The 12,632-nt window shown below is 58.4% G+C and carries 11 protein-coding genes and 1 tRNA gene; 8 read left to right on the top strand and 4 right to left on the bottom strand.

The features are described 5' to 3' along the window. Positions 1-108: 108 nt before the first annotated feature. Entirely contained in the window at positions 109-1,104 is a 996-nt protein-coding gene (locus AC0V6V_RS00915) for a hypothetical protein (RefSeq protein ID WP_486163614.1), read from the top strand. Here AC0V6V_RS00915 and AC0V6V_RS00910 read toward each other — a convergent pair. Beyond that, positions 1,101-1,625, bottom strand: coding sequence for a DUF4262 domain-containing protein (locus AC0V6V_RS00910; protein WP_486163613.1), 525 nt, complete (start codon positions 1,623-1,625; stop codon positions 1,101-1,103). The genes AC0V6V_RS00915 and AC0V6V_RS00910 overlap by 4 nt on opposite strands. Positions 1,626-1,871: 246 nt before the next feature. On the opposite strand from AC0V6V_RS00910, the gene AC0V6V_RS00905 reads away from it, so the two are divergent. Next, complete coding sequence (locus AC0V6V_RS00905) at positions 1,872-2,417, top strand: DUF7282 domain-containing protein (RefSeq protein WP_486163612.1); 546 nt, start codon at positions 1,872-1,874, stop codon at positions 2,415-2,417. Between the two features lie 12 nt (positions 2,418-2,429). On the opposite strand, the gene AC0V6V_RS00900 is transcribed toward AC0V6V_RS00905, so the two are convergent. Together AC0V6V_RS00900 and AC0V6V_RS00895 are read right to left on the bottom strand one after the other, a co-directional pair. Further along, positions 2,430-3,929 carry a DEAD/DEAH box helicase gene (locus tag AC0V6V_RS00900; RefSeq protein ID WP_486163611.1) on the bottom strand — a complete coding sequence of 500 codons (1,500 nt, stop codon included), beginning with the start codon at positions 3,927-3,929 and terminating at the stop codon, positions 2,430-2,432. Positions 3,930-4,112: 183 nt separating this feature from the next. Next, positions 4,113-4,757, bottom strand: coding sequence for a hypothetical protein (locus AC0V6V_RS00895; RefSeq protein ID WP_486163610.1), 645 nt, complete (start codon positions 4,755-4,757; stop codon positions 4,113-4,115). 153 nt (positions 4,758-4,910) lie between these two features. On the opposite strand from AC0V6V_RS00895, the gene AC0V6V_RS00890 reads away from it, so the two are divergent. Together AC0V6V_RS00890 and AC0V6V_RS00885 are read left to right on the top strand one after the other, a co-directional pair. Beyond that, positions 4,911-6,341, top strand: coding sequence for an FAD-binding oxidoreductase (locus tag AC0V6V_RS00890; RefSeq protein WP_486166141.1), 1,431 nt, complete (start codon positions 4,911-4,913; stop codon positions 6,339-6,341). 109 nt (positions 6,342-6,450) lie between these two features. Then, positions 6,451-7,239: a SapC family protein gene (locus AC0V6V_RS00885; protein ID WP_486163609.1), complete on the top strand. Its 789-nt coding sequence runs from the start codon at positions 6,451-6,453 to the stop codon at positions 7,237-7,239. A gap of 238 nt (positions 7,240-7,477) precedes the next feature. Here the strand turns inward: AC0V6V_RS00885 and AC0V6V_RS00880 are convergent, their stop codons facing one another. After that, positions 7,478-8,428 carry an N-formylglutamate amidohydrolase gene (locus tag AC0V6V_RS00880; RefSeq protein WP_486166140.1) on the bottom strand — a complete coding sequence of 317 codons (951 nt, stop codon included), beginning with the start codon at positions 8,426-8,428 and terminating at the stop codon, positions 7,478-7,480. A gap of 139 nt (positions 8,429-8,567) precedes the next feature. Between AC0V6V_RS00880 and cpdR the strand changes: the two genes are divergently transcribed. The 4 genes from cpdR (at position 8,568) to AC0V6V_RS00860 (ending at position 12,626) form a co-directional block, all read left to right on the top strand. Next, a complete protein-coding gene (cpdR, locus tag AC0V6V_RS00875; protein ID WP_486139316.1) occupies positions 8,568-8,957 on the top strand; it encodes a cell cycle two-component system response regulator CpdR in 390 nt (129 codons plus the stop codon). A gap of 97 nt (positions 8,958-9,054) precedes the next feature. Next, positions 9,055-9,129, top strand: a tRNA-Val gene (locus AC0V6V_RS00870). A 440-nt stretch (positions 9,130-9,569) separates the two neighbouring features. Further along, the gene (locus AC0V6V_RS00865) at positions 9,570-10,790 is read left to right on the top strand and encodes an NADP-dependent isocitrate dehydrogenase (RefSeq protein WP_486139317.1); all 1,221 of its coding nucleotides are present in this window, start codon (positions 9,570-9,572) and stop codon (positions 10,788-10,790) included. 72 nt (positions 10,791-10,862) lie between these two features. Next, on the top strand, positions 10,863-12,626 hold the full coding sequence (locus AC0V6V_RS00860; protein ID WP_486163606.1) for a cation:proton antiporter domain-containing protein: 1,764 nt from the start codon (positions 10,863-10,865) through the stop codon (positions 12,624-12,626). Positions 12,627-12,632: the final 6 nt, after the last annotated feature.

Below are 12,632 nucleotides of genomic sequence, written 5' to 3'. Positions count from 1 at the left end.
ACGCGGAAACGCCGCGTCCTGCTCATAGCAACACTTGATGCGCACAATCGCATTGGCACTGGTTCGCCAGTGGATTATTGAGCAGACGAACAGCGCAAGGAGCAGACCATGCAAGCATTGCCTCGGCCAATAGCGAACGGCCTTCTGCTGCTGCTCCCCTTGGCCGCCATCGCATTGGCCAGGTTTCTCACCTTTACACCTTGGGCACAGGCCAATTCTGGCTGGGCCGCTATTCTGTTCGCATGGGTCGTCGCGGATGCCCTGCTGCTCGCATTGATGGCGAAGGCAGAGGATCACAAGCCTGCGTTCTTTCAGGTGATCGGCGTGATCGCGGTCGCCAGCATTGTGATCCTTGTCGGGGCGTCCGCGCCCGTTCGAGCAGAGTATTTCGCCCTGCCGCAAATGCTGATCGCCGCTGGCGCGACCCTCGCGCTCTATCTGACTATGTGCGCAGTCCGGATCATTACGACCTACCGCGAAACCGGATCGATCATTGCCGGATTTGAGCGCGTTTTGCCAAAGCCGCTCGTCAGACAGGTGGTGACCGAGTGCAAAGTGCTGAGCCTTGGCCTGCTGCGCTGGGGCGCGCCTGTCGATGTGCCTGCCGGAGCGCGCGCCTTTGCCTATCACACCTATCTCACGCCAATGGTTGCGACCTTTCTGGTGCTGCAACTGATCGAGCTCAGCGTGGTTCACTTCCTGCTGATGCTGTGGAATCCAACGGTCGCTTGGGTCCTGCTGGCGCTGAGCGTTTGGGGCGTGATCTGGACGATGGCGCTGCTCAAAAGCTTTCGCATCAATCCCGTATTGCTGACGGAGAACACCGTGCGCGTGCGCAGCGGGATGCTCTATGATTTTGAGGTGCCGCGCGGCTCCATCGCCTCCACCCATGCTGCTTTCACTAGCGCAGAATTAGAAGGCAAGGAGGTGCTGAACCTCGCGATACTGTCCTCGCCCAATTGCAGCCTGCGCTTCAAACAGCCGATCAAGATTCCGACCTTTTTCGGAGGCACCAAGGCTATATCCGGCGTGGCCTTGAGATTGGATGAAAGCGCGGCATTCCTCGCGGAACTCGCGGCAGACGCAGCCTCCGATAACGCCTAGGTCCGGCGTCCGAACAACGGTCTGTTGCTCACAGGCGCGGTATCATACAGAACTGGCTGGCTCTCAATCACCGTCGCCGGGCATCCCGGAGACCACGGATATTTCCCGTTTTCCGCGCTGGGCCAGACAATTTGCAGAACCGGCGGCTTGTCCCCCCTGCCCTTGTGCATGGAATAGCCCTTCGCATCGAACACATACTTGCTCCATGTTTCTGGCTTAGTTGCGGATCGAAGGGTGCATTCAAATCCTTTAAGCTCCGGGTCACGGGGCCGAAAGACAAACCCGTCTTCGAGCTTCCGGCCAGCTTTCGCCCTCTCGAAGAGTTCCCAGAAGACAAAATTGACCAGCATGGGATCAAGCGAGAACACAATCAGTTCCGGCGCCCGGAAATCGGAAAAAGCGATCGTATAGGCGAAGTCGATGTGATCTTCCTCGCCCTCACCATAAACGTAGTTCGCGGTCCAACTGTGCTTTCGTATTTTTCTTTCAGTACCAGCGCGATGCTTCTGCACTTGATACATTTGGTACCACTCAGAAATCCTTGAAAGCACGTTATATCTCCCGCATCGCGCCGCTCGATGGCCGTGGAAGCACCAAGCATTCCAACGCGAGGGCTCGATGGTAAATCTAAAGGATCAAAGAAGGCTTACGCCCTTTTCTCCCTACCAAAACACTGTCCTGACTACCCACTACCCACTACCCCCTGCTTCCTCTCGGCTGAAGAATATGCAAGACTTTGCGCCATTGCTTTTGGGATGCGGGAAAAGATGATGACATTGCGATCTGCACCAAGATCCGTATTGCGAGCCGCAGCGATTTTCAGTGCCTTCCTGGCCGCGCCGTTGGCCTCTGCTCAGGAGCAAGCCAATCCCGGCGGCGTTGTACTTGGCAATGGTGAGGCCAATTGGATCATCGTTGACGATGTCAAACTGGCCGAGGATCAGCGCCCTTATACCGAACAGCGTATCACCAATCAGAACAGCGCCGTGCGGCGCGGCGATGGGACCACGCTGACCTTTTCAGAGGTTCATATTGACGGCGATGGCTGGCTCGTCATGCACCCGTTTATCGATGGTAAGCCCAATGGCGATTATGTCGCGGGCTACACCCACATCAAAAGCGGCACCAACAAGGACGTGGCGATCACGCTCAACCCCACGCCGGAAAGCGGCGCTATGTACATCGTGATGCTGCACAACGATAGCGACGCCGACGGCGTGTTCGATTTCGTCTTTGTCGACGACATCAATGTGGAAGACCGCGCCGTGTTTGAAGGCAATCGCATGATTGCCCACGCCATCGCGGTGCCCTAAGCCGAAAAGACCTTAGTCCTTAAAGCCCATGTCGAGAAAACCGGGCTTTGGACCGTTCCACTCGCCTGCTGGTACTGGCTCATCGTCCTCGTCGCGGCGGCGGCGTCCACCTCGGCTGCGTTTCTCGGGCTTTTCAGCGCGCTCGGGGCGTTCTTTACGCTCTGGTCGTGCAGGGCGCTCTTCCCGTTCCGAGCGTTCTTCACGCTCTGAGCGATCTTCGCGGGCGCGGCGCGGTTTGCGCTCCTTCTTTGCTTCGCGCGGAGCGTCCTGCGTATCGCCATCTTCATCGCGCTTCTTTGAGCGAGAGCGGCGCGCGGGCTTTTCCGATTTCTCTGGCCTTTCGCCATCACCATCGGAGGATTTCGATGCCTTTGGATCGGCGATCTCAACGCGCACGTCGTCTTTACCGAACACCGCAATCTTGTTCTTGGTCAGCTTCTCGACATTGTCGATCGCCTCGGCATCGGATTTGGTCACAAAGGTGAACGCGCGGCCCTTTGCCCCGGCGCGGCCCGTGCGGCCGATCCGGTGGACATAATCATCCGGGTGCCACGGCGTGTCGTAGTTGAAGACGTGGCTGACACCTTTGATATCGAGCCCGCGTGCGGCCACATCTGAGGCGACCAAAATATTGATATCGCCTGATTTAAACCGCTCCAGCTCTTTCTGGCGCGTGTTCTGATCGATGTCGCCGTGGATCTCTCCGCTGCGGAAACCATCGTTCTGCAATTTCTTATTGAGCTCGCGAACGGTCATCTTCTTGTTCGAGAACACGATTGCGGTTTCAACCAGGTCGTTGCGCAGCAGCCATTGCAGCGTCGACAGCTTGGCGCGCTGTTCAACATGCACCTTAAAGGCGGTGATATCTTTGTTGGTGGTCGCCGCGCGCGCCGTCTCGATCCGCTTGGGATTGGACAGGAACGTCTTCGCCAGCTTGGCAATGGGCGGCGGCATGGTTGCTGAAAACAGCATGGTTTGCCGCGTTTCAGGCAGTTTGGAACAGATGAACTCGATGTCCGGGATAAAGCCCATGTCGAGCATGCGGTCCGCTTCATCAATGACCAGCAATTCGCAGCCATTGAGCAGGATTTTGCCGCGCTCAAACAGGTCCATCAGGCGGCCCGGGGTCGCGATCAGAACGTCGACGCCTTCGTTCAGCGCCTTCAGCTGATCGCCCATTTGGACGCCGCCAATGAGCAGCGCCATTTTAAGGTCGTGGTTCTTGCCGTATTTCTCGAAGTTTTCTGCAACTTGCGCGGCAAGTTCGCGTGTAGGCTCAAGAATAAGCGAGCGCGGCATCAGCGCGCGGCGGCGGCCACTGGCCATGATATCGATCATGGGCAGCACGAAACTGGCGGTCTTACCCGTGCCGGTTTGTGCGATGCCAATGATGTCCTTCATCATCAGCACGGGCGGTATCGCCTCTGCTTGGATTGCGGTGGGCTCAGTGTAGCCAGCGTCTTCGACGGCTTTGAGCAATTCAGGTGAGAGGCCGAGATCGGCGAAAGTCATTATAAGCGTGTTTTCCGGATATAGCGGGCAGCGTGCTCGCTGCCGGTCAAAATCTCACATGAACCCTTCATGCAAGAATTGCTGCGCCAATCGCCGAAACTGGCCGTAAAGTCAAGGAAATGGGCGCTTGGATGCAAGGCGCTGGATACGGGGCGCGGCTGCGCTCGGCACCCGCGCGGGCTGCTAGTCTTTGACGGCCACCAATTGCCGCATGCGTTCAACTTCGCATTTTGAGCCAGCGCGCGATTGCAGCTTGTCACGCGAAACGCACAGCTTTCCGTCCTCGTTCTTCTCGACGTAGAAGCCAGAATAGAACTCGCGGGCGAGGCAGGCTTTTTCCAGGTTGAGCGAGATGATCCGGCGGTCGCGCAGGAACAGCAGCAGGCGGTTGCCCCGCCCGGTTTGCACGCCTGCGATCTGTTCGACCGCGAGGCATTTGTCCATCTTGCGCTCTTCATAGCGGGTGTTGAGCCCCTGGCGCGGGAGGTCAGCGAGCAATTGATTGCCCCGGGTCGGGCGTTGAGGCGAAATTCGGATAATCACCCGCTGCTCAATGCGCACTTGGTGCACGGTGTTCGTCTGCTGCCATGCGTTCAGCGGATTGGCGGACACGGGAATGTCAGACTGGCTGCGCGCCTTCGCCTGTGATTTCGCAAGCGGCGGCTTCTGCTCATCGCTCAGCCCATTGGACGGAGCGACATCAGGCGATTGCGTTTCAACCGGAACCGGAGAAAACGGCGCAGGGGCCGCGTTGGCCACCCCAGTGCTTTGCGAGGCGAGCGCGGTGAACAACGCAATGGGGGCCGCAAATGCGAGCATGCCTTGCATGGTCTGGGCCTCCTAAAAAGTGTCGCTCACCCCCCTACGGGCTTGCTCGATGAGACGCGTGTAGCAGCTAGAATTGAATGGCGGCTTAATTGATTGCCAGTTTGATTACAAAACTCTGGAGCATTCGCGGCGGTTTGTGCCATAGCGCATCGAATGACGGACCACCAAGAATTCCTCTCTGCAGCGGCGCAATTGCTTGGGGCAAAAGGCTTCACGCAAGACCATGATGCGCTGGAGCCGTGGCTAACCGATTGGCGCGGTCGCTACACCGGGCGCGCGCTTGCCCTCGCCTCGCCTGCCTCAACCCAGGAAGTGGCTGAGCTGGTCAAACTGTGCGCGCAGCATTCCATTCCCATCGTTCCGCAAGGCGGGAACAGCGGCATGTGCGGCGGAGCAACCCCGGATGAAAGCGGCGCGGCCATTCTGCTGTCGCTGCGCCGGATGAACGCCATCCGCAGCATGGACGCCGACGCCGGTCAGACCGTGTGCGAAGCGGGCGTCATCCTGCAAACCCTGCATGAGGCGGCTGAGGCCAAGCAGATGCGCTTTCCCCTGACGCTGGGCGGCAAAGGTTCTGCGACCGTCGGCGGGCTCGTCTCCACCAATGCTGGCGGTACACAAGTACTCAGGCACGGAACGATGCGCGCTCAGGTGCTGGGACTGGAGGCGGTGCTGCCCAATGGCGAGATTTTCGACGGGCTGACCGCGCTAAAGAAAGACAATCGCGGGTTTGATCTCAAACAATTGCTGATCGGATCAGAGGGTACGCTGGGTATTGTCACCGCCGCCAATCTGCGCCTGCTGCCGGAGCATCGCGGCCGGATCGCGGTTTGGGCGGGCCTGCCCAGCATCACGGCGGCTCGCACGCTGCTGCGCCATGTCGACCGCGCGATGGGCGATACGCTGGAGGGGTTTGAAGTCGTCCCCGACCACTGCCTGATCAATGTGCTCGATCATCTGCCGGATGCGCGCTCTCCGCTCACCGAGAGCCATGCGTGGTATGCGCTGATCGAGTTCGTCTCGACCGCCGATGATGCCGATGCCCTGCGCGAGCAGGTAGAGGCGATCATGGCCGATGCCTTTGAGAAAGACCTGCTCGAAGATGCCGCCATCGCCGCAAATGAAACGCAGGCGGAGCAATTCTGGCTCTTGCGCGATTCGATTTCCGCCGCAGAGCGCGCCATTGGCCCCGCGATGCAGCACGATATCTCTGTGCCGGTGGAGAAAATGCCCGAGTTTATCCTGAAAGCGATTCCCGCCGTGGAAAGCGCCTTTGCCGGTACAACAGCGGCGGCCTTTGGCCATTTGGGCGATGGCAATGTCCATTTTCATGTCCTCGCCCCCAGCGGCGCAACGCCGGGCACATGGGAGGAGACCGAGGGCAAGAAAATCTCCAGCCTCGTCTATGAAATGGTGTGCGAATGGGGCGGCTCAATCAGCGCCGAACACGGCATCGGGCAGCTCAAAGTGCACGAATTGGAACGGCTCAGCGATCCCGCCGCGCTCTCAATTATGCGCAGCGTAAAGCAGGCGCTCGACCCCAAATCACTGTTCAACCCGGGAAAGCTGCTCATCAATCATTGAACCGTGCTTGCGCGCGGGCGCATGAACGCCTACAGCGCGGCCCGTTCGGCTTATAGCTTGCTATCCAGTCGCCCAAATTTTTCAGCACCGTAATTTTCGGAGAAACCTCATGGCCAGCGCGCCTCAGCCGCAGCTTCCACTGTTTTACAAAGACCTGCTCCCGCTTAACAGCAAGGAGCACAAGGATTGGAAGGTAAAGCCTTTCGACGATGCGTCTTTCCTCGCCGAGTCTCACGCAATCCCGCTGACCGTTGACGAATTCGTCGATGCACAGCGTTCATACCCGATTGTGTTTACCGCTGGCGAAAACCCACTGCCGATTGCGCTGATGGGTCTTAACGAAGGCGTGAACACTTTCATCGGTGAAGACGGCAAGATGATGGCTGACAATTACGTGCCAGCTTACGTGCGCCGCTATCCCTTCATGCTCGCCAAATTGCAGGAAGGTTCAGACGAACTTTCGCTCTGCTTCGACCCAAGTTCTGGCGTCGTTGGCAACAACAAAGAAGGCAATGAGCTGTTCGACGACAAGGGTGAATCCACCGAATACACCAAGAGCGTGCTCGATTTCTGCAGCAAGTTCGAAGAGTCCGGCCAGCGCACCCGCGCTTTCCTGGAAGAGTTGAAAAAGCTCGACATTTTGATGGACGGCGAAATTGCGATCACCCGCAACGACATGCCTGACAATCCATTTGTCTACCGCGGTTTCCGCATGGTCGACGAGAAGAAGCTACGCGAATTGCCAGCGGACACTCTCGAGGCGCTGAACAAGAACGGCATGATCCTGCTGATCCACGCTCACCTGTTCTCGCTGAACCTGATGCGCACTCTGTTTGAGCGTCAAACCGCGCAAGGCAAAATGCCAGAACCAACACCTGCGCCAGCTGCGGTTAACTGATCCGCACGACGCAGCTTCCTTAACGAAGCACTCAGGGCTTGGCCGGGGCTTGAACGAGCCTTTGCCAAGCCCTATTTATTTGGTGTCAGCAAGGTTGCCCTCATGACCGAGCTGACAGACCGCGCCGTATGGCGCGATCCTCCCTGAACCTTGGCCACCTCGTGCAGTTTTGCACGGGGTGGTTTTTTATGTGGGATCAATTGCTTGGCGGCGAAAGTTCAACAGGCAGAGCCTGCGCTTACTCGGCAGCTTGCGCAAACCGTCCATCATCGCCCAAACGCGCCGTTTCCGCGCCCAGTTCTCGCACCAATCCGGCCAGCATTTTCGCCATCGGGCCTAGCCCAGTGCTGGGTTCCGCCATCCGGTCATCAAGATAGGTAGACCGGCACACTTCAACCTGCACCGCATGGATACCGCGCGATGGCGAGGATTGCCGGTCGAGCACAAAGCCGCCCGCATACGGCCGATTGTGCGCCACGGAATAGCCCTGACCCTCAAGAAAACGGAACGCGCGGTCGATCAGGCCGCCATTGCACGATGCGCCGAATCTGTCGCCCAGCACCACTTTGGGCGCGCGGGTTTGCGAATCCGGACGGCGCAGGGGCGGCATGGAATGCAAATCGACCAGCAGAGCCGCGCCCCAGCGATCGCGTATCCGCTCCAGCTCTTGAGTCAAAAACGCATGGTAAGGCCGGTGAATATTGTCGATCCGCTGTTGAAGCTCGCGGTGCGGCAAAGCGCTGCGCCAAATCTCGCCAAACCCCGGCAAGCGGCGCGGGACGAGGCCCAGCCCGCTGCGCGCGCGGCGATTAACCTGAGAATTGCGCACCATAGGCTTATCCTCGCCGATGATCATACCCCAATCGACATCCTCGCGGCTGCGATTAAGGTCCAGCATCGCACGCGGCGCGTGCGCCATCATCAATCCGGTGCCAGTTTGCTTTGCAATACGGCTCGCCAGCAGATCGACATAGCGATCCTCCAACCGCAGGGCCGAAAGCTCTGGATCGCGCATTTCCGCCAGCACTTTGGATGGATACACCCGCCCGCCGTGCGGCGCGGCGACGATAACCGGCAATGGCATGGAACTGGGCGCGGCAAAAGTGAACGCGGGGCCATGGGCATCGCCCGCAACCCTGCCGCCGCTTTCGCGGCGCGAATCGTCCTGATTATGTTTGCTGAAAACCATAGCCGTGAGTTTGCTGCCTGCTTTCGCGGGCCAAGTCAAAAACATCGCAAATACAGTAAATGCGACGAGCCATGTCTCAAAGCAGGGCAACCGCATCTTCCGCTAGGATTTCTTAAGCTGGCGGTGCTATTGGATTCGCATGACGACAAACCCCTCCCCAAAGATCCTCCTCGCCGAGGATGAAGAAGCCATGCGCACCTACCTAAAGCGGGCATTGACCAATGCCGGATATGAGGTGTCGACGGTGGATCGGGGAACCGAAGCGGTCCCATTGCTCGAAAAAGAGCATTTTGACCTGCTTTTGTCAGACATTGTCATGCCAGAAATGGACGGGATTGAGCTAGCTCAGCGCTGCGCAGAGATCAGCCCGCGCACCAAGGTAATGTTTATTACGGGTTTTGCCGCCGTTACCCTGCGTGCAAGCCGCGAACAGCCCCACGCCAAGGTGCTTTCCAAACCATTCCACCTGCGCGATCTCGTGCTTGAGGTGGAGCGCGTGTTTGAAGAGCAGCGCGAGGCAAGCCTTTAGAATTTGGGCGTGCGCGCAAGCTAATGGCTTGCGCGATTGAAAGAGCCGCGTTAATGCGCCGCTCCGCTATGAGCAATCATGGCAATCCTGATGGTGCGGGCGTATAGCTCAGGGGTAGAGCACTGTATTGACATTGCAGGGGTCCCAAGTTCAAATCTTGGTACGCCCACCATCACGAAACCCACGAAGACCCGCCCTACCCGGCGGGTTTTTTGTTTGCGCGTTTGAGATTGGGTTTGCGTGGGTTTGCGGGCGACTTGCATCGTTGCGGAATCGGGCCTTAGTGCGGGCAGCAAACGCTTTCCTACTCCTCTCAGTGCGCGATATAGCAACGTCCATGCCGTGCCCTTGCCACTTATCGATAAATCCGATCAAACAGGTTCTGTGTGATCGATTGGATTTTGGCACTAAGACAGTGTTCCATCCGTTCCAAGCGTGCCTCAGTCGCGATGAACCGATGGTAACCGTGAATGGCACAAAAACCCGCAAAACAATGGCATTTAGGGGAATGCTGACGCTTGAGGGATGGGCAAAAGCTGCTAAGGCCTGCGGTCAGGGATTATCTAACACAATCCGAACACACGAAATCCAATGAAGGACGGGACACTTCCCATGCAAAAAATCCAGGTCAAGAACCCGGTCGTTGAACTCGACGGCGATGAAATGACAAAGATCATATGGCAATGGATCCGTGAACGGCTGATCCTGCCGTATCTCGACGTTGACCTGAAGTATTACGATCTCTCGATTGAGAAGCGCGACGAAACCGACGACCAAATCACGGTCGATGCGGCGAACGCGATCAAAGAACACGGCGTTGGCGTGAAATGCGCGACCATCACTCCTGATGAGGCCCGCGTTGAAGAGTTCAGCCTTAAGCAGATGTGGCGCTCGCCAAACGGCACGATTCGCAACATTCTGGGCGGTGTTGTCTTCCGTGAGCCTATCGTGATCGATAACGTCCCGCGTCTAGTCCCAGGCTGGACCGACCCAATCGTGGTTGGTCGTCACGCCTTTGGCGATCAATACCGCGCAACCGACACGCTGATCCCTGGCCCGGGTAAGCTGCGCCTCGTCTTTGAAGGCGAAGATGGCCAGAACATCGATCTTGATGTCTATGAGTTCCAGTCATCCGGCGTCGCCATGGCGATGTACAACCTGGACGACAGCATCCGCGACTTCGCGCGCGCCTGCATGAACTATGGCCTCGATCGCAAATGGCCGGTCTACCTCTCGACCAAAAACACCATCATGAAGAAGTATGATGGCCGTTTCAAAGACCTCTTCGAAGAAGTCTATGACAATGAGTTCGCTGCCAAATTCAGCGAAGCCGGCATCACCTACGAACACCGTCTGATCGACGACATGGTCGCTTCTGCTCTCAAGTGGAGCGGCAAGTTCGTTTGGGCTTGTAAGAACTATGACGGCGACGTTCAGTCCGACACCGTGGCTCAAGGCTTCGGCTCGCTGGGTCTGATGACCTCCGTTCTGATGACCCCTGATGGTAAGACCGTGGAAGCGGAGGCCGCACACGGTACTGTTACCCGTCACTTCCGTCAGCATGAGCAAGGCAAAGCGACCTCGACCAACCCGATCGCGTCGATCTTCGCGTGGACACGCGGCCTGATGTATCGCGGCAAATTCGACGACACACCAGAAGTCGTGAAGTTCGCTGAAACGCTTGAGCGGGTCTGCATCGAAACCGTCGAAAACGGCGCGATGACTAAGGATCTCGCACTCCTCATCGGCCCAAGCCAGAGCTGGCTGACAACCGAACAGTTCTTCGAGGCAATCGTCACGAACCTAGAGAAGGAAATGGCGAACTGGTCGTAATTTCGATCTTGCTTGATATAGGAGCGGCGCAGATGGCTGGTGATGCCATAGCGCCGCTTCTGGCCTGCTGACATGGCGGGCGAACTCTCCCTATCACCTATGATGAAGGATGCTTTGGTCATCCTGGGCGCCGCCGGAATCGTCATTCCGGTCTTCGCCAGGTTCCGCATCACGCCGATCATTGGCTTCATCTTGATCGGAGTCTTGGTTGGCCCATACGGCCTCGGCACGCTGGTCGAAGCCGTCCCCAGCCTCAGACACGTCACAATCTCAGACCCTGAGCGATTAACGCCCTTTGCCGACTTCGGCATCATTCTGCTGCTGTTCGCAATCGGGTTAGAACTCTCGTTTAACCGCCTGTGGCAATTGCGAAAACTGGTCTTCGGCCTCGGCTCGCTAGAGCTGCTGATCATCGGTTCTGCGTCCGCTGCATTCTTCGGCTATGTCAGCGGGATGGACTGGACCGGGGCGCTTGCGCTTGGCTTCGCCCTCGCCTTCTCCTCCACCGCAATCGTGCTGCCGATATCTGGCACAAAGTCGCCCGTCGGCCGCGCGGCGTTATCCATGCTGCTGTTCGAAGACATCATGATCGTGCCGATCGTCTTCATCCTCGGCGCCCTTGCTCCGCATGCTCAGGCCGAAGGTTGGAGCGGCCTTACCGACACTCTGTGGCAAGGTGGTCTTCTGATCCTAGCGCTGCTCGTGATTGGCCGCTTCGCATTGCCCCGACTCTTCTCGCAGGCCGCGCGCACCAAGAGCCCGGAGCTGTTCCTCGCCGCCTCGCTGCTGGTCGTCATCGGCGCCAGCCTCGCGACCTCAGCGGTCGGTCTCTCGCCTATCGTTGGCGCGCTGATCGCGGGCCTGCTGATCGCGGAAACCGAATATCACGGCGAAGTTGAGAGCATTATGGAGCCCTTCAAAGGCCTCGCTCTCGGCGTGTTCCTGATCACCATCGGGATGAGCATCAACCTCGCAACCATTTGGCAGAACCTCGCAGAGATCATGGCGGCAGTGGTCGGCGTGCTGGTATTCAAAGCCATCGTGACGGGCGTCTTGCTGCGCCTGATGGGCGCGCGCAAGAGCACTGCGGCAGAGACCGGAGTGTTGATGGCCAGCCCCAGCGAGACCACGCTGATCGTCTTGGCTGCTGCGACTACCGCTCTCGTGGTCGACACGGAAACCGCGCAATTCTGGCAGATCGTCACCGCAATCGGCCTCACCATAACGCCACTGCTCGCCCGCCTTGGTCGGGTCATCGCGCGGCGGGTCGAGCCTGTCCCGGAGCTCCCGGATGACGACGAGGACGAGGCCCGCACCATCATCATCGGCGCAGGCCGCGTCGGCCGCCTGATCGCGGACATGCTGGTGATGCATAATCAGCCATATGTGACGCTCGATTCGGATCCGGACCTGATCGAGCGCGCCGCGCGAGATGGCTATCGCTCCGCCTTTGGCGATGCGGCGCGCGGGGATGCACTTTCCCGGCTCGGGATTGAGAAGGCACCGGCGATCGTACTGACAATGGACGAGCCCGTGTTGGCACAGCGCTTGGTCACAAAACTGCGTAAGAGTTACCCTGACCTGCTGATAGTCGCCCGCGCGCGCGACACCGATCACGCGGCGGCGCTTTACCGCGCCGGGGCCAGCCATGCAGTACCAGAGAATCTGGAAAGCTCACTGCAGCTTTCTGAAGCAGTGCTCGTCGATATCGGCATCCCCATGGGCCCGGTCATCGCTTCTATCCACGAGAAACGCGACGAGTTCCGCGAACGGTTAGAACGCGACGGCAAGCTATCCAGCAAGCCGCAATTGCGCACCTCAACCAGCGCGCCTTAACCTGAG

It is taken from the genome of Erythrobacter sp. S249, from assembly GCF_057364975.1.
Note: the sequence above shows the minus strand (reverse complement) of the source record. Positions and strands in the feature narration are given on the sequence as shown.